Here is a 16583-nt window from a genome sequence, read left to right on the forward strand (position 1 = left end):
TGGGTGGCGTAGGAGCCGAGGCCGCCGCTGGCGCCCCAGATCAGGACGTTGTCGCCCTGCTTCATCCCGGCACCGTTGCGGGAGACCAGCTGGCGGTACGCGGTCGAGTTGACCAGGCCCGGGGACGCGGCCTCCTCCCAGCTGAGGTGCTCCGGCTTCGGCATCAGCTGGTTCGACTTGACCAGCGCGAGCTCCGCCAGGCCGCCGAAGTTGGTCTCGAAGCCCCAGATCCGCTGCTCCGGGTCGAGCATCGTGTCGTCGTGCCCCTCCGCGGACTCCAGCTCCACCGACAGGCAGTGCGCCACGACCCGGTCGCCGGGCCGCCAGCGGTTGACCCCGGGCCCGGTGCGCAGCACCACACCCGACAGGTCCGAACCCAGCACGTGGTACGGGAGGTCGTGGCGCCTGGTCTGCTCGGACAGGCGGCCGTAGCGCTCCAGGAAGCCGAAGGTCGGCAGCGGCTCGAAGATCGAGCTCCAGACGGTGTTGTAGTTGATGGCGCTCGCCATCACCGCGATCAGGGCCTCGCCCGGACCCGGCTGCGGCGTCGGCACGTCCTGGACGTGCAGGGACTTGCGCGGGTCCTTCTCCGACGAGGCCATCCCCTCGAACATGTCCGTCTCGTCCCGGCGCACCACGTTGCCCCGGTAGGACGGGGGCAGGGCCAGCGCCGCGAAGTCGGCCGGTGCCGTGTCCTCGGACAGCAGGGCATTGACGATCTCGTCCACGTGAGTTCCCTTGCGCATAGGCGGGGGCGCCGTCGGACCGGCCGGTAACCTCTCGGCCGTGCGCGCCCCCGGTCTCGGAGTGACGACGCGTCCGCGGCCGGCGGGCCGCCGTCTCCCGGCAGCCTGGGCGGCGCCGGTCGAGCGCCCTTCGAAGCCCCCTCGACCGGCCTTGCGGACGGTGGAAGGACGCCCGCGCACCCGTACCCGTAGAGGAGCGGCCCCATGGTGACCTTCGTCAACAGGCTCGACGTCCACGGCGACCTGTCGGAGTTCCTCGCCGTCAAGAGCCGTGCCGCACGGTTCGTCCGGGCCCAGCCCGGCTGCGTCAGCCACCAGACCCTGCGCCTGGTCGGCCCCGCGAACGTCTACGTCGAGCTGTCCGTCTGGCGGGACGCCGCCGCGCACCGCGCCGCGGTGACCAGCGAGGGCTTCCGGAACCTGGCCCGGGACCTGGCCGAACTGGCCACCCCCGAAACGGCGTTGTACGAGACCGTCACCGACGGCACCCCCGCCGCGGCGGCCGACGCCACCCGCTGATCCACGCCCCCGCCGCGAGCCCCGCCCCCCGGGACCGGCCGGACTCCAGGCACGGTCCACCGTCGCTCGAGCGACGGTGGAGAAGGTCGAACGGCGACCGGCCGGGCCTGGTCGAGGACGAGCCCCGCGGGCAGGTGAAGGCCGGATCCTCGGCGAGGACGCCAACTGTCCCACCCGCACGACCAGGAGCATGTCTATGCGATTGTCCTCACCCACCGCGTCCCGGGTGCACTCCCAGCTCACGCTGGAAGAGGTCACCAAACGCTACGACGACCACGTCGTGCTGGACCGGGTGTCGCTCACCGTCAAACCCGGTGAGAAGGCCGGGGTCATCGGCGACAACGGCTCGGGCAAGTCGACGCTCCTGCGGCTGATCGCGGGCGTCGAGGAAACGGACAACGGCGACGTCACCGTGACCGCCCCCGGCGGCGTCGGCCACCTGCCGCAGCGCCTCGAACTGCCCGCCAGTGCGACCGTCCGCGACGTGCTCGACCAGGCGTTCGCGGACCTGCGGGACGTGGAGCGCCGCCTGCACGCGGCCGAGGACGCGCTCGTCGACAACGACCCCAAGCTGCTGGCGGAGTACGGCGACCTCCTCGCCGAGTTCGAGGACCGCGGCGGCTACGAGGCAGACGCCCGGGCGGACGCCGCCCTGCACGGCCTCGGCCTGCCCGGACTCGACCGGGACCGGGCCGTCGACACCCTCTCCGGCGGCGAACGCTCGCGCCTGGCCCTGGCCGCGACCCTCGCCGCCGCCCCCGAGCTCCTGCTCCTCGACGAGCCGACCAACGACCTCGACGACCAGGCCGTCGACTGGCTGGAGAAGCGGCTGCGCGACCACCGCGGAACCGTCGTCGTCATCACCCACGACCGGGCCTTCCTGGAGGCGGTGACCTCCACCATCCTGGAGGTGGACCCCGACACCCACACCGTCAACCGGTACGGCAACGGCTACCAGGGCTACCTCACCGCCAAGGCCGCCGCCCGCGCCCGCTGGGAGCAGGAGTACGAGGACCACCTCCAGGAGATCGCCCGCCAGGAGAAGCTCGCCGAGAACGCCGGCCGGATGCTCGCCGCCATCGCCAAGAAGGGCCCCTGGGCCTTCAGCGGCTCCGAGCACCACCGGGCCCGTTCCTCCTCCTCGGCCACGTCGGGCAAGGCCCGCAACGCCAACGAACGGCTGCGCCGCCTGCGGGAGAACCCCGTGCCCGCGCCGCCCGAGCCGCTGCGGTTCACCGCCTCGCTCGCCCTCGGCGACGACTCCGGCTCCGCCGCCTCCGCCGACGTCCTCACCGAGGCCGACGGCATCGAGGTGCCCGGCCGGCTGCGCATCGAACACCTCGCCATCGCCCCCGGCGAACGACTGCTGGTCACCGGACCCAACGGGGCCGGCAAGAGCACCCTGCTGCGGGTCCTCGCCGGCGACCTGGAGCCCGAGGGGGGCACCGTTCGCCGGGCCGCCCACATCGGCTGGCTGCGCCAGGACGAGATGCCCAAGCACCCCCGCCGCTCGGTGCTGGCGGAGTTCGCGGAGGGCCGCCCGGGCCACCCCGAGGAGCACGCCGAACAGCTGCTGTCCCTCGGGCTGTTCCGCCCCGCCGAGCTGGAACTGCCCGTCGGCTCCCTGTCGGTGGGCCAGCGGCGCCGCATCGACGTGGCCCGCCTGGTGACCCGCCCGGTGGACCTGCTGCTGCTCGACGAGCCCACCAACCACCTGTCACCGCTGCTGGTGGAGGAACTCGAAGAAGCCCTGTCCCACTACACGGGCGCCGTGGTCACCGTCACCCACGACCGCCGGATGCGCCGCGGCTTCCGGGGCACCCACCTGGAACTGCGCGACGGGGCCCCCGTCACGCCCTGACGCGCGACGCCGCCCCGCGGATCCCGTCCAGCAGCGCGGCCTGCCGCATCGACTCGGCGTCGAGCAGCGGCAGGCCGCCCCGCGTACGGTCCGGGTCCGCGACGGCGGCGGCGAAGAACCGCAGCACCGCCTCGAAGTGGTCCTCCGCCGGCACCCGCAGCTCGCGCGGCCGCGTGCCCACGACGAGCCGGACGACGGGGACGTGCGCGGGTGCCGTCGTGAAGACGTGCTCCACCGACAGGGAGCCCTCGCTGCCCTGGATCTCGTACCAGGACCGGTAGTGGTGCTCCATGCCGAAGCGCAGCTGCGCCGTGGCCCCGTCCGGGGCCGCCAGCAGGGCCGCACCCGACAGGTCCACCCCGAGGCGGTCGTCGTGGCGCAGCACCGCCCCGGCCACGGACAGGTCCGTGCCGAGGAAGCGCAGGGCGGCGCGCAGCGGGTAGACGCCGCTGTCGAGCAGGGCCCCGCCGCCGAGCGCCGGGTCGTGGCGGGTGTCGCCCTCGGGCCGGGGCGGGATGGTGAACGCCGCGGACACCGAGCGGAGCGTGCCGAGGGTCCCGGCCTCCAGCAGGGCAGCGACCGTCCGCTGGGTGCCGTGGTGGAGGAACATGAAGTTCTCCAGCAGCACCAGGGAACGCGAGCGGGCGAGCGCGTACAGCCGCTGCGCGTCCGCGCCCCGGGTGGCCAGCGGTTTCTCGACGAAGACGTGCTTGCCGGCGCGCAGCGCCCGCTCCGCCCAGGCGGCGTGCAGCATCGTGGGCAGGCACAGGTACACCGCCGTCACGTCCGGGCGGGCCAGCAGTTCCTCGTACGAGGCCACGGGCTCCCCGCCGAAGCGGGCGGCGAACGCGGCGGCCCGGTCCGGGTCGCGGGCCGCGACGGCGGCGAGCGCGAGCGCGGGGGTGCGGGCCAGCGCCGGCAGGGTGCGGCGGGCGGCGATGTCGCCGCAGCCGAGGAGGCCGAGGCGCAGCGGGGTGGGGGACACGGTCCGTCCTCGGGGAGGTTCAGTACAGGGTGTGCGCGCACACCACGAGGGTGCGCAGTTCGACGTCGAGGTGGTTCCCGTACGCCAGCAACTCGGTGAGCTGCGAGAACGTCAGCCAGGCGAAGTCCTCGGGGACGTCCTCGGAGAACTCCTCGCCGACCTCGACGATCGTGTACCGGTTCTCCGCGTGGTGGAAGCGGCCGCCCTCCTCGGACTGCACCGCGTCGTAGCGGATCCGCGTGTCCGGGGCGGCGAGCACGTCGGCGAGGAACGGCGGGAACGGGGCGCGTCCGGGCCCGGTGTGGTCGGCGGGCCGGCAGTGCACGGTGGGCGCCAGCTCGGCGACGGCGAGGTGGCCGACGTCGACCCGCGCCTGCACCAGGGCGTGCAGGGTCCCCCGGATCGGTTTGACGACCAGCGCCATCAGCCCCGGGACCTGCGGCTGGATCAGGGGCTGCGTCCAGGCGGCGACCTCGCGGTTGCTCGCGGAGATGTCCGCGCCCACGACGCGGAAGCGGCGTCCGCCCGCGTGGCCGATCTCGTCGGCGGTACGCACCCAGCCGTCCTCGGCCACCTCGGCCAGCGGCACCCGGCGCTGGACCAGCTCCCGCTGGGCGCGGATCCCGGTGAGCCAGCTGAGGATCTCCGGGGTGCGCAGTACGGAGGGCGCCGACGGATCGTGGAAGGAGCGCAGCACCGGGCCGGCGGCGGCCCCCTCGGGACCGGCGCCGGAGGTCGGCAGGCAGGCGAGGATGGAGCGGCTGTCCATGTTGACGACGTTGTCCAGGCGCAGCAGCCGCAGCAACTGGCCGAAGGTCAGCCAGCGGAACTCCGGGCCGGTCTCGATGTCCTCGTCGATCTCGACGACCATGTTGCGGTTGCGTTTGCCGAGGAACCAGTCGGCCTGCTCGGACTGGAGGGCGTCCACCAGCACGCGGGCCCGGCCGCGTTCCAGGAAGAGGCCGAGGTGGGGGATGCCGCGGCCGCGGTGGACGCCGGTGAAGTTGCTGCGGGTGGCCTGCACGGTCGGGGAGAGCTGGAGCGTGTTCACGTTGCCCGGCTCCATCTTGGCCTGCATCAGGAAGTGCAGCACGCCGTCGATCTCCCGGGCCACGATGCCCAGCAGGCCGATCTCGGGCTGGACGATGATCGGCTGCTTCCAGCCGCGCGCGGGCAGGCCGTCGGCGTGCACGTGCAGGCCCTCCACGGAGAAGAACCGGCCCGACTCGTGCCGCAGGTTGCCGGTGCCCTCCTCGAACGACCAGCCCCGCAGCTCGGCAAACGGCACCCGGGTGACCCGGAAGTCACCGGCCCGGGTCCGTTCGGCCAGCCACGGGGCGACCCGGTGCACGGGCATGACCGCGCTGTCGGGCGTACGCGCCGACAGCAGCAGGCGGCGCGCGGTGTCCGCCCGGTCGGCGGCCGCCCGGGGCGGGGTCTCAGTGCGCACGGTCCAGCGCCCCCTCGATGATGCTGCGGACGTCCTCGGCACGCTCGATGAGGAAGAAGTGCCCGCCGGGCAGCACGCACAGCCCGAACGGCCCCTCCACCACCTGCGACCAGCGCAGCGCGTCGTCGACGGAGACGTTCGGGTCCCGGTCCCCCGTGAGCACCGTCACCGGTACCCCCAGGGCCGGTCCCGGGCGGTGCACGTACGCGCCGGCCACCCGGTAGTCGCCGCGGATCGCGGGCAGCACCATGCGCAACATCTCCTCGTCCTGGAGCAGCGCCGGTTCGGTGCCCTGGAGCCGGGCGATCAGGTCGATCAGCCCCCGGTCGTCCAGCAGGTGGGCGGTGTCGCGGCGGGGCACGGTCGGGGACCGGCGGCCCGACAGGAACAGGTGGACGGGCCGCTCCCCGAGCTCGGCCAGCCGTCGGGCCGTCTCGTAGGCGAGGGTGGCGCCCAGGCTGTGCCCGAACAGCGCGAACGGTTCCCCGGTCCACTGCCGCAGCTCGGGCAGCAGCCCCTCGACGAGTTCCTCGACGCTGGTGGCGCAGGGTTCCGAGCGGCGGTCCTGGCGGCCCGGGTACTGGACGGCGAGCACCTCGACCCCGGCGGGCGCGAGCGCGGTGGCCAGAGCCAGGTAGGAGCTGGCCGAGCCCCCGGCGTGCGGGAAGCACACCAGCCGCACGACCGCGGCGTCGAGCGGGCGGTAGCGGCGCAGCCAGGCGTCGCGGACGACGGCCGGGGTGCGGGTGGCGGTGGGCGGGGTCACGGGCGGATCAGCTCCTCGTGGGGTGTGTGGCGGGGCAGCCGGCCGGAGGCCACGACCTCGGCCAGGGAGGGCGCGGCCGCGTCCTTGGGGGAGCGGACCGGGGGCCCCGTCAGGCCCCAGGGCAGGGCCAGTTCGGGGTCCAGCGCGTCGACGTCGACCATCGCCCCCGGCACGTACTCGGCGGCGAGCAGGTAGTTCACGCAGGTGTCGTCCTCCAGCGCGAGGAAGGCGTGCCCGATGCTGCCCGGCATGTACAGGGCGATGCCGTCGCGGGCGTCGAGCCGGGTCATGACGTGCCGGCCGAAGGTGGGGGAGCCGGTGCGCAGGTCCACCATGAAGTCGAGGATGGAGCCGCGTACGCAGGTCACGAGCTTGCCGGCGTCACCGGGCACGTCGTTGCAGTGCACCCCGCGCAGCGTGCCCCGGCGCGACACCGAGTTGTTGACCTGGCGGACGGTGAACGGCAGGCCCGTCTCCTCGGTCAGCCGGCTGTGCCGGGCGGCCTCCCAGAAGTGGCCGCGTTCGTCCTCGAAGCGTTCGGGCACGATCCGGAACGTGCCGGACAGCGCCGTCTCATCGATGCGCAACGTGGCCCGCCTTCAGGGGTTCCCACCAGGCGCGGTGCTCCCGGTACCAGGCGACCGTCTCGGCCAGCCCCCGGTCGAAGGGCACCCGGGGCGCGTAGCCGAGCTCGGAGGAGATCTTGTCGATGTCCACCGAGTAGCGGCGGTCGTGCCCGGCCCGGTCCGCGACCCGGCGCAGGGCGCCGGCGTCGCGCCCGCACAGCTCCAGCAGCCGTTCCGTCAGCTCCAGGTTGGTCAGCTCGGTGCCGCCGCCGATGTTGTACACCTCGCCCGGCCGCCCCTTGACGGCGACGAGGGCGATGCCCCGGCAGTGGTCGTCCACGTGCAGCCAGTCGCGGCTGTTGCCGCCGTCCCCGTACAGCGGGACGTCGAGGCCGTCGACCAGGTTGGTGGTGAACAGCGGGATGACCTTCTCCGGGAACTGGTACGGCCCGTAGTTGTTGGAGCAGCGCGTCACGCACACCTCCAGCCCGTGGGTGCGGTGGAAGGCCAGGGCCAGCAGGTCGGAGGAGGCCTTGGAGGCGGCGTAGGGCGAGTTGGGCACGAGGGGGTGGTCCTCGGGCCAGGAGCCCGTCTCGATGGACCCGTAGACCTCGTCGGTGGAGACGTGCACGAACCGGCCGGTGCCCGCTCCGACGGCCGCCTGGAGCAGCGTGGCCGTGCCCAGCACGTTGGTGCGCACGAACTCCGAGGCGTCGGCGATCGACCGGTCCACGTGCGACTCGGCGGCGAAGTGCACCACCAGGTCCGTGTCCGCCATCAGCTCGGCGACCAGCTCCCGGTCGCAGATGTCCCCGTGGACGAACTCCAGCCGGGGGTGTTCGCTCACCGGGTCGAGGTTGGCGAGGTTCCCGGCGTAGGTGAGGGCGTCCAGCACCACCACCTCGCCCTCGCCCAGGTCCGGGTAGGCCCCGGCCAGCAGCTCTCTGACGAAGTGTGAGCCGATGAAGCCCGCACCTCCGGTCACCAGGACGCGCATCTCGAAGGACCTTTCGTGAGGAGGGGAGCGGGCGGGGCGGGGGCGGGGGCGGGCGGGTCGGGGGCGTTCAGGCGGCGGGGGAGTCGGCCGCCGTGCTCGCCGCGGCCCGGCCCGCGAGCTGGCGCACGTAGTTGCCGTAGCTCGAATCGCCGAGTTCGCGGCCGAGCGCGAAGCACTGCTCGTGGCCGATGAACCCCATCCGCAGGGCGATCTCCTCCACGCAGGCGATCCGTTCGCCCTGGCGCTGTTCCAGCAGCTGGACGTACTGGCCGGCCTGGAGCAGCGAGTCGTGCGTGCCCATGTCCAGCCAGGCGAAGCCGCGGCCCAGCTCGTTCAGCCGGGCCCGGCCCTGGGCCAGGTAGACCCGGTTGACGTCGGTGATCTCCAGCTCTCCGCGCGCCGAGGGACGCAGCCCGCGGGCGATCTCCACCACGTCGTTGTCGTACAGGTACAGGCCGGTCACGGCCAGGTTGGAGCGCGGCCGGTCGGGCTTCTCCACCAGCGACACCAGCCGCCCGTCGGAGTCCAGTTCGCCCACGCCGTAGCGCTGGGGGTCCTGCACGGGATACCCGAACAGCTCGCAGCCGTCCAGGCGCATCGCCGCCTGGTTGATCAGCGAGGAGAAGCCGGGGCCGTGGAAGACGTTGTCGCCGAGGATCAGCGCCACCGGACTGTCGCCGATGTGCTCCTCGCCGATCAGGAAGGCCTCCGCGATGCCGCGCGGCTCCTCCTGCTCCGCGTAGCGCAGGTCGATGCCGAGCTGCGAGCCGTCGCCGAGCAGGGCCCGGAACATCTCCAGGTGGTTCCTGGCGGAGATGATCTGGATGTCCCGGATGCCGGCGAGCATCAGCACCGCCAGCGGGTAGTAGATCATCGGCTTGTCGTACACCGGGAGGAGCTGCTTGGACAGCGCCCCCGTCAGCGGCCGCAGCCGGGTGCCGCTGCCGCCCGCGAGGATGATGCCCTTGAGCGGGCGGCGGCCCCCGTGGGCGGCGAGCGCCGACACGGTCGGAAGGGTGGGAACCTCAATCATGGCTGCTCTCCGTGGCGTCACGGACCGCCGTGATGACGGTCTCTACGTCCTTCGCGGTCAGCTGCGGCCCCATGGGCAGGCTCAGCACCTCGGCGGCCAGACGCTCGGAGTGGGGCAGCGGGCCCGTTCCGGTGCCCGCGTAGGCATCGGACCGGTGGACGGCGACCGGGTAGTGGACCAGGTTCTCCACCCCGGCGTCCGTCAGCGCGGTGCGCAGCTCCTCCCGGCGCGGCGTCCGCAGTACGTACTGGTGCCAGACCGGCTCCGCCCACGGGGCGACGGACGGCACGGTCAGGCCCGGCAGGCCGGCGAGGCCCTCGCCGTAGCGCGCGGCGATCTCCCGGCGGCGGGCGTTCCAGGCGTCCAGCCGCGGCAGCTTCACCCGCAGCGCCGCCGCCTGGACCTCGTCGAGCCGCGAGTTGGTGCCTCGGACCTCGTGACGGTACTTCTCCCGGGCGCCGTAGTTGCGCAGCAGCCGGATCCGCTCCGCCAGGGCGGCGTCGGAGGTGACCACCGCGCCGCCGTCGCCCAGCGCGCCCAGGTTCTTGCCCGGGTAGAAGCTGAACGCCGCCGCGTACCGGGAGCCGATCCGCCGGCCCCGGTGACGGGCCCCGTGCGCCTGGGCCGCGTCTTCCACCACCGCGATGCCCCGGGGCGCCGTGACGGCCTCCACGGCGTCGAGGTCCACGGGGTGCCCGTAGGTGTGCACCGGCATGACCGCCCGGGTGCGGTCGGTGATCGCCGCCGCGATCCGGTCGGGATCGATCAGGAAGGAGCCGGGCTCCGGCTCCACCGGGACGGGACGCGCGCCCGTCGCCGACACCGCGAGCCAGGTCGCGACGAAGGTGTGCCCGGGGACGATCACCTCGTCGCCCTCACCGATCCCGAGCGCCCGCAGCGTCAGCTCCAGGGCGTCCAGCCCGCTGCCGACCCCGACGCAGTGACCGTTCTCGCAGAAGCGGGCGAACTCCTCCTCGAACGCCTCCAGTTCGGGCCCGAGCAGGTAGCGGCCGCTGCGCGTCACCCGCAGCACCGCCGCGTCGAGTTCCTCCTGGAGCCCGTCCAGGGCGTGCAGGTCCCGCAGGTCGTGGAAGGGCACGCGGATCCCGCGCGTCACGGTCGGCGCCGTCACGGCCACCTCCTCGCATCGGCCAGGAAGGCCTCGTAGTCGCGGTGGTAGTCCGACTCGTCGTAGTGCAGCGAGGCCAGGACGACACAGACCGCGCCCTCGGAGAAGCCGCTCAGCTGCCGCCACACCATCGGCCCGATGTACAGGCCCCGGCCGGGGTCGTCCAGGACGTACGACGCCTGCCCGAACCCGTCGTCCACGGTGATCGTGAAACTGCCGTGGACCGCGATGACCAGCTGCTCCAGCTCGCGGTGGGCGTGGCTGCCCCGGGAGGCGCCGGCGTCCGCGTCGTGCAGGTAGTAGACCCGTCTGATCGGGAAGCCGGTCGTCGCCCCGGACTCGACGACCGACAGTTTGCCGCGCTCGTCGTTGTGCTGCTCCAAGTCGATGAAGGCGCAGGGTTTGATCCTGCCCACCTTCGTTTCTGTGGTGGTGCCCACCGCCATGCGCTTCCGCTCCCTCGTTGACCCGCTCCGAACGCGCCGCGGACGTCTCAGCCGCGGACGACGGAGACCGGCAGATGACGCGGGGTCAGCTGGTCGGTCTCGTAGAACTCCGCCTTGTCGTGGTCGACCGAGAACGAGGCGAAGGCGTCGAAGGCCAGGTTCAGGAAGACCTTCGCCTCGATCCGCGCCAGGAACGCCCCCAGGCAGTGGTGGATGCCGTGGCCGAACGCCATGTGCTTGTTGGAGCTGCGGTGCACGTCGAAGGTGTCCGGGTCCGGGAACTGCGCCGGGTCCCGGTTGGCGGACGCGCTCCACGCCGTCACCATCTGGCCGGCCTTCATCGGCACGCCCAGCAGGTCGGTGTCCTGCGTCACCAGCCGGAAGATGTTGTTGAACGGGCCGCGGAAGCGCAGCGTCTCCTCCACGGCGGCGGGGATCAGCGAACGGTCGGCGCGCAGCGCCGCCTGCGCCCCGGGGTGGCGGTCCAGCACGATGAACAGGTTGCTCAGCAGCGTGGCACTGGAGATGTGGCCCGCCGTCAGCAGCAGCGCCACGATGTTGACGATCTCCTCGTCGGTGAGCCGGCGGCCCTCGACCTCGGACTCGATGAGCCCGCTCATCAGGTCGTCCGTCGGCACCGCGCGCTTCTCGGCGATCTTCGCGTACAGGTACGCGGCCCACTCCTTGATGGCGGGGCCCATCGTCTCGGCGAAGTCGTCCGGGAGGTTCGGGTACTCCATGCCCTCGTTGTTGAGGATGACGTCGACCCACTCGCGGAACAGGTCCTGGTCCTCGGCCGGCACCCCGAGCAGCTCGGCGATCACCGTGACCGGCAGCGGGTAGGCGAGGTCCGTGACCACGTCGATCTCGGTACGGTCCCCGAGCCCGTCGAGCAGTTCCCGGGTGATCTCCGCGATCCGCGGCTCCAGGGCCGCCATCCGGCGCGGGGTGAAGGCCTGGCCGACCAGACGGCGCAGCGGGCCGTGCTTGGGCGGGTCGATGCCGCCGAAGGTTCCGGGGCCCATCAGCAGCGCCAGCTCCTCGGGCACCGGGAAGACCGGCGAGAAGTCGGAGGAGAAGACGAGGGGGTTCGTGGAGACGGTGTTGTAGTCCTCGTACGAGAAGACCTGCCAGGCGAAGCGCGTCGAGTCGTAGAAGACGGGCTCCTCGGCGCGGGCCCGCGCGAACCAGTCCAGCAGCTGCTGCGCGTCGGCGGCCTCGGGCTGCGCCAGCGGGTGCGGGGGCTCTTCCGCCGCGATGKCCTCGGCCGCCTCGGCTGCCTCGGTGGTCTGTGTCGTCATGTCGGCTTCCTCAGCTCGGGTTCAGCAGGGGAGGGGAAGGGAGGAGGGGAGAAGGTGGAGGGGGGAGGGGGGAGGGGGGCGGTGCCGGGTCAGGCGTCCGCGGGAACGGGCGCCAGCAGCCGCTCGATCGCGTCGGCCGCGGCCACCGGGCCGCCCGCGGACTCGATCTCCCGGCGCAGCCGCGCCACGGCGTCCCGCACGTCCGGGTCTCCCGCCACGGCGAGGACCGTCTCGCGGATCCGCTCGGGCGAGACGTCCTTGCGCAGCAGCTTCGCGCCGACGCCCAGCTGCTCGACGCGCGTGGCGGTCGCGTGCAGCTCCGCCATCTGCGGGACCGAGATCACCGGCACGCCCTCGGAGACGGCCTGGAGCACGGTGCTCGTACCGCCGTGGTTGATCATCAGGGACGCGTGCCGGAGCACCTCGCCCTGCGGCACGAACGTGTGCACCCGGACGTTCTCCGGCACCGGGTCCAGAGCGCCGTCGGCCACCCCGCCCGCGTGGGCCATCTCCACGTCCCAGTCCAGATCCGCGAAGGCCAGGGCACACGCCCGGAAGAACTCGGGCTGGCGGTTGTACAGGGTGCCCAGCGTGATCAGCGCCAGCGGCCGGCCCGTCCGCGGGGCCTCCCAGTCACCGTGGAAGCTGTTCGCGCCCGTGCACGGACCGACGAAGTGGACCTCCTCGCCGAAGGTTTCCCCGGCGTACTGGAACGCCCGCGGCAGGTACACCAGCGCCGGCCCCGAGTGCACATCGTCCGCGAACTCGCCGATGCCCTTCTCCACGCCGTGCTCCGCCAGCAGCCCCGCGACCACCGCGAACAGCTCGCCCGTCTCGGGGTCCTCCTGCTGCTCCTCGGCGGTGTCCACCGGCGGGTGCAGCGACCAGTGCTCGTTCGCCACGTACGTCGGCGTACTGCGGATGACCGGGATGCCCCACTTCGCCGCAAGGATGTGGCCGCTCCAGAACGACGACGGGTCGCACACGAACACGTCGGGCCGATCGGCCGCGAAGTGCTCCTCGAACGAGGGAAGCGTCTGCTGGGTGAGCTCCAGCATCCACTTCATCATGTTGAGGAACTCCTGCTGGTCCGTGTACGACGCCGAGTCCTGCTGCGGCACCATCGTCGCCAGGAACCGGTCCTGGTCCATCGGGTACGACAGGAACTCCGCCCCCGACGCCAGCACCCGCTCGCCGTAGTTCTCGGAGAGCGCGTAGGTGACCCGGTGACCGCGCGCGACGAGCTCCCGCGCCACCGACAGCGTCGGATTCACATGACCCGCCGCGGGGAGGATGAAGAAGGCGATATGCGCCATCGGGGAGCAGCCTTTCGAATCTTGCACCGAAACAGAATGCGTGGGGCGTGGGCTGTGGCCTGCTGGTCGACCTCACGGAAATTACGGGGATCGACAGTGTTGGCGCAAGTGCGGACTTGACATAGTGTGAGATCGCTCTGCGCCGTCGCGTGACCCTTCCGGAGTCTCCTCAAAACGACATTGAACGCGACTCAATTCGGGCTTGAATTTCCGGTCCTATTCGGAGCGAGTTGACATAGTCCTCTCACTGTCGGCGGTGTGTCCGCCGTGCGCTGCTGTTGGCTGACAGGGCCCGCGTACAGAGGAGATCCAGCCATGACCTGCCCTCATGCCGCCGCCGGGACCATCCGGACGTACCCCTTCGGCGACCGCGTCGACCTCGAACTCGACCCGGCCTACGCCGCCCTGCGGTCGGCCGAGCCCGTCGTGCGCGTCCGCATGCCCTACGGCGGCGACGCCTGGCTCCTCACCCGCCACGCCGACATCAAGAAGGCCTCCGCCGACCCCCGCCTGAGCATGCACGCCGGAGCCGACCGCGACGTCCCCCGGGCCGCACCCCGCACCCTGGACTCCGTCGGCCTCATGGGCATGCCCCCCGAGACCCACGCCCGCCTGCGCCGCCTCGTCTCCCGGGCCTTCACCGCCCGCCGGGTCGCCGCCCTGCGCCCCCGCATCACCGAGATCACCCACCGGCTCATCGACGAACTCGTGGCCGCCGGCGGCCCCGCCGACCTCGTCCAGGGCCTGGCCCTGCCGCTGCCCACCGCCGTCATCTGCGAGATGCTCGGCATCCCCCACGAGGACCGGCACGTCTTCCGCGCCTTCACCGAGGCCCTGATGTCCGCGAGCCGCTACACCGAGGAACAGGTCGCCGCGGCCGCCGAGGAGTACGCCGACTACCTGCGCGGCTACGTCGCCCTGCGCCGCGCCCACCCCGAGGACGACCTGCTCAGCGCCCTCATCGAAGCCCACGACGAGGGCGAGGCACTCAGCGAGAACGAACTCCTCATGCTCACCGGCGGCATGCTCATCGGCGGCCACGAGACCACCGCCGGACAACTCGCCGGCCACGTGGCGCTCCTCCTCGCCGACCGCGCCCGCTACGAGGAGCTCTGCGCCCGCCCCGACCTCGTCCCCACCGCCGTCGAGGAACTCCTGCGCGTGGTTCCGCTGTGGTCCAGCGTCGGACCCACCCGGATCGCCACCGAGGACATCGAGATCGGCGGCGTCACCATCCGCGCCGGCGAGGCCGTCGTCTACTCCCTCGCCTCCGCCAACCGCGACGAGACCGTCTTCGAGGACGCCGACGCGCTCGTCCTGGACCGCGAGGCCAACCCCCACATCGCCTTCGGACAGGGCCCCCACTACTGCCTCGGCGCCCCCCTCGCCCGCGCCGAACTCCAGTGCGCGCTCGAAGCCCTCACCTCCCGCCTCCCCGGACTGCGCCTCGCCRTCCCGGCCCCGGACCTCGCCTGGCACGAGGGCATGCTCGTCCGCGGACTCGTGGAACTGCCCGTCACCTGGTGACCCGGCCGGCATCCGGCAACCGCGCCCCCCTTCCCGCGCGCGGCTCCCGCGGAAACACCGCCGCGGCCCCCTTTCGACTTCATGCGCATTCCCCTCCCGGGGAGGCGCAGTTCATCCCTGGCCATGGAGAACCGATGAACCCCGAGACCGGTGAGCAGCACGTGGGTGAAAACGACATAGCCGTCGTGGGACTGGCCTGCCGAATGCCCGGAGCGGCGAATCACGAAGAATTCTGGGAGCTCCTGCGGAACGGCCGGAATTCCGTCTCCCGGCAGGACGACGGAACCTGGCGCGCCGCCCTGGAGGACCACGGCGCATTCGACGCCGAATTCTTCGGGATGACGGCCGCCCAGGCCGCCGCCACCGACCCCCAGCAGCGCCTGGTCCTGGAACTCGGCTGGGAGGCCCTCGAACACGCCGGGATCGTCCCCGGCCGGCTCCGCGGCACCCGCACCGGCGTGTACGTCGGCATCGCCTCCGACGACTACGCCACCCTCGCCGCGCGCCGCACCGGCGACGCGGGCGGTTACAGCGCCGCGGGCCGCCACCGCGCCATGGCCGCCAACCGGCTCTCCTACCTCCTCGGACTGCGCGGCCCCAGCATGGCCGTGGACACCGCCCAGTCCTCCTCCCTCGTCGCCGTCCACCTCGCCTGCGAGAGCCTGCGGCGCGGTGAGAGCGACCTCGCCGTCGTCGGCGGCGTCAACCTGATCCTGGCCGACGACAGCACCACCGTCATGGACCTGATGGGTGCCCTCTCCCCCGACGGCCGCTGCCACACCTTCGACGCCCGTGCCAACGGCTACGTCCGCGGTGAGGGCGGCGTCGCCGTCGTACTCAAGCCCCTGCACCGAGCCCTTGCCGACGGCGACCGGGTGCACTGCGTCGTCAAGGGCGGTGCCGTCAACAACGACGGCGGTGGCCCGAGCCTGACCACTCCGGACCGGGCCGCCCAGGAAGCGGTGCTCCGCGAGGCCTACGACCGGGCGGGCGTACGGCCCGGACGGGTCCGCTTCGTCGAACTCCACGGGACCGGAACCCGCGCGGGCGACCCCGTCGAAGCCGCGGCGCTCGGCGCCGTCCTGGGCACGGCCCGCGCCGCCACCGGCGCCGGCACCCCGCTGGCCGTCGGCTCGGCGAAGACGAACGTCGGCCACCTCGAAGGCGCCGCCGGCCTCGTCGGCTTCCTCAAGGCCGCCCTCACCGTCCGCGAAGGGGAGATCCCGGCCACCCTGAACCACGAGACGCCCCACCCCGACATCCCGCTGGACGCGTTGAACCTGCACGTCCCGACCGCCCCGGAGCCGTGGATCGAGCCGGCCGGGCAGCGACGGCTGGCGGGGGTGTCGTCCTTCGGCATGGGCGGCACCAACGCCCACCTCGTCCTCGAAGAGGCCCCGGCTGAGGCCGCGGCTGAGGTAGCGGCCGTGGCCGAGGGCCGGCGGGCCGCGCTGCCCGTCGTGCCCGTGGTCGTCTCCGGCCGGACCGCCGAAGGACTCCGCGACCAGGCCGCTCAGCTCAGCGCCCGTGTCGAACACGGCCCGGAGCTCGACCTCCTCGACGTCGCCTGGACCCTCGCCGACGCCCGTACCGTCTTCGGCCACCGTGCCGTCGTCCTGGCCGGCGACCGCGACGAACTGCTCACCCGTCTGGAGCGCTCCGCCGTACACGGTGTGGCGGGGTCGTTCGGTCGTCGGGTGCTGGTGTTTCCGGGTCAGGGGACGCAGTGGGTGGGGATGGGTGCGGAGCTGCTCGGTTCCTCGCCTGTTTTCGCGGGGCGGTTGCGGGAGTGTGCTGATGCTCTGGCGCCGTTCGTGGATTTCGATGTGGTGGAGGTGTTGCGGGAGGGGCGTTCGCTGGAGCGGGTGGATGTGGTCCAGCCCGTGACGTGGGCGGTGATGGTTTCGCTCGCCGAGGTGTGGCGTTCGCTGGGTGTGGTGC

General features: G+C 72.6%; 15 protein-coding genes. 4 read left to right on the forward strand and 11 right to left on the reverse strand.

All coding sequences use genetic code 11. The features are described from left to right. A partial coding sequence (locus AB4039_RS38045; protein ID WP_442272902.1) for an alcohol dehydrogenase catalytic domain-containing protein occupies window positions 1-728 on the reverse strand: 728 nt, incomplete at its 3' end. A 222-nt stretch (window positions 729-950) separates the two neighbouring features. Between AB4039_RS38045 and AB4039_RS38050 the strand changes: the two genes are divergently transcribed. Both AB4039_RS38050 and abc-f read left to right on the forward strand, forming a co-directional pair. Beyond that, window positions 951-1265, forward strand: a complete 315-nt coding sequence (locus AB4039_RS38050; RefSeq protein WP_266845217.1) for an antibiotic biosynthesis monooxygenase family protein — start codon at window positions 951-953, stop codon at window positions 1263-1265. Window positions 1266-1461: 196 nt separating this feature from the next. Continuing rightward, complete coding sequence (gene abc-f, locus AB4039_RS38055) at window positions 1462-3126, forward strand: ribosomal protection-like ABC-F family protein (protein WP_266845333.1); 1665 nt, start codon at window positions 1462-1464, stop codon at window positions 3124-3126. Here the strand turns inward: abc-f and AB4039_RS38060 are convergent. From AB4039_RS38060 to AB4039_RS38105, 10 genes are all read right to left on the reverse strand, one after another. Beyond that, window positions 3116-4111 carry a Gfo/Idh/MocA family protein gene (locus tag AB4039_RS38060; protein WP_266845215.1) on the reverse strand — a complete coding sequence of 332 codons (996 nt, stop codon included), beginning with the start codon at window positions 4109-4111 and terminating at the stop codon, window positions 3116-3118. The two genes, abc-f and AB4039_RS38060, sit on opposite strands and share 11 nt — an antisense overlap. A 19-nt stretch (window positions 4112-4130) precedes the next feature. Beyond that, the gene (locus AB4039_RS38065) at window positions 4131-5561 is read right to left on the reverse strand and encodes an NDP-hexose 2,3-dehydratase family protein (protein WP_266845213.1); all 1431 of its coding nucleotides are present in this window, start codon (window positions 5559-5561) and stop codon (window positions 4131-4133) included. After that, entirely contained in the window at window positions 5551-6327 is a 777-nt protein-coding gene (locus AB4039_RS38070; RefSeq protein ID WP_442272903.1) for a thioesterase II family protein, read from the reverse strand. Before AB4039_RS38070 ends, AB4039_RS38065 begins: the two co-directional genes overlap by 11 nt. Then, on the reverse strand, window positions 6324-6914 hold the full coding sequence (locus AB4039_RS38075; RefSeq protein WP_266845211.1) for a dTDP-4-dehydrorhamnose 3,5-epimerase: 591 nt from the start codon (window positions 6912-6914) through the stop codon (window positions 6324-6326). The genes AB4039_RS38070 and AB4039_RS38075 overlap by 4 nt, the downstream gene beginning before the upstream one ends. Beyond that, window positions 6901-7890: a dTDP-glucose 4,6-dehydratase gene (rfbB, locus tag AB4039_RS38080; protein ID WP_266845209.1), complete on the reverse strand. Its 990-nt coding sequence runs from the start codon at window positions 7888-7890 to the stop codon at window positions 6901-6903. The genes AB4039_RS38075 and rfbB overlap by 14 nt, the downstream gene beginning before the upstream one ends. A 67-nt stretch (window positions 7891-7957) precedes the next feature. Continuing rightward, complete coding sequence (gene rfbA / locus AB4039_RS38085) at window positions 7958-8923, reverse strand: glucose-1-phosphate thymidylyltransferase RfbA (RefSeq protein WP_266845207.1); 966 nt, start codon at window positions 8921-8923, stop codon at window positions 7958-7960. Beyond that, the gene (locus tag AB4039_RS38090) at window positions 8916-10055 is read right to left on the reverse strand and encodes a DegT/DnrJ/EryC1/StrS family aminotransferase (RefSeq protein ID WP_442272904.1); all 1140 of its coding nucleotides are present in this window, start codon (window positions 10053-10055) and stop codon (window positions 8916-8918) included. Before AB4039_RS38090 ends, rfbA begins: the two co-directional genes overlap by 8 nt. Further along, on the reverse strand, window positions 10052-10498 hold the full coding sequence (locus tag AB4039_RS38095) for a sugar 3,4-ketoisomerase (RefSeq protein ID WP_266845205.1): 447 nt from the start codon (window positions 10496-10498) through the stop codon (window positions 10052-10054). Before AB4039_RS38095 ends, AB4039_RS38090 begins: the two co-directional genes overlap by 4 nt. Window positions 10499-10545: 47 nt before the next feature. Further along, window positions 10546-11799, reverse strand: coding sequence for a cytochrome P450 (locus AB4039_RS38100; protein WP_442272905.1), 1254 nt, complete (start codon window positions 11797-11799; stop codon window positions 10546-10548). Between the two features lie 89 nt (window positions 11800-11888). Further along, window positions 11889-13115, reverse strand: a complete 1227-nt coding sequence (locus AB4039_RS38105) for a macrolide family glycosyltransferase (protein ID WP_266845201.1) — start codon at window positions 13113-13115, stop codon at window positions 11889-11891. A gap of 315 nt (window positions 13116-13430) precedes the next feature. On the opposite strand from AB4039_RS38105, the gene AB4039_RS38110 reads away from it, so the two are divergent. Both AB4039_RS38110 and AB4039_RS38115 read left to right on the forward strand, forming a co-directional pair. Beyond that, window positions 13431-14642 (forward strand): cytochrome P450, encoded by a 1212-nt coding sequence (locus AB4039_RS38110; RefSeq protein WP_442272906.1) that lies wholly within the window; start codon window positions 13431-13433, stop codon window positions 14640-14642. Between the two features lie 134 nt (window positions 14643-14776). After that, window positions 14777-16583: type I polyketide synthase (locus AB4039_RS38115; RefSeq protein WP_442272907.1), on the forward strand; the 1807-nt coding region annotated here is incomplete at its 3' end.

It is taken from the genome of Streptomyces sp. M-16 (genome assembly GCF_052114405.1).
Lineage (GTDB): Bacteria > Actinomycetota > Actinomycetes > Streptomycetales > Streptomycetaceae > Streptomyces.

Excerpts from the sequence above, each read along its gene's own strand:
- AB4039_RS38050 (WP_266845217.1), top strand. The coding sequence starts at position 951 with ATGGTGACCTTCGTCAACAGGCTCGACGTCCACGGCGACCTGTCGGAG.
- abc-f (WP_266845333.1), top strand. The coding sequence starts at position 1,462 with ATGCGATTGTCCTCACCCACCGCGTCCCGGGTGCACTCCCAGCTCACG.
- rfbB (WP_266845209.1), bottom strand. The coding sequence starts at position 7,890 with ATGCGCGTCCTGGTGACCGGAGGTGCGGGCTTCATCGGCTCACACTTC.
- rfbA (WP_266845207.1), bottom strand. The coding sequence starts at position 8,923 with ATGATTGAGGTTCCCACCCTTCCGACCGTGTCGGCGCTCGCCGCCCAC.
- AB4039_RS38095 (WP_266845205.1), bottom strand. The coding sequence starts at position 10,498 with ATGGCGGTGGGCACCACCACAGAAACGAAGGTGGGCAGGATCAAACCC.
- AB4039_RS38105 (WP_266845201.1), bottom strand. The coding sequence starts at position 13,115 with ATGGCGCATATCGCCTTCTTCATCCTCCCCGCGGCGGGTCATGTGAAT.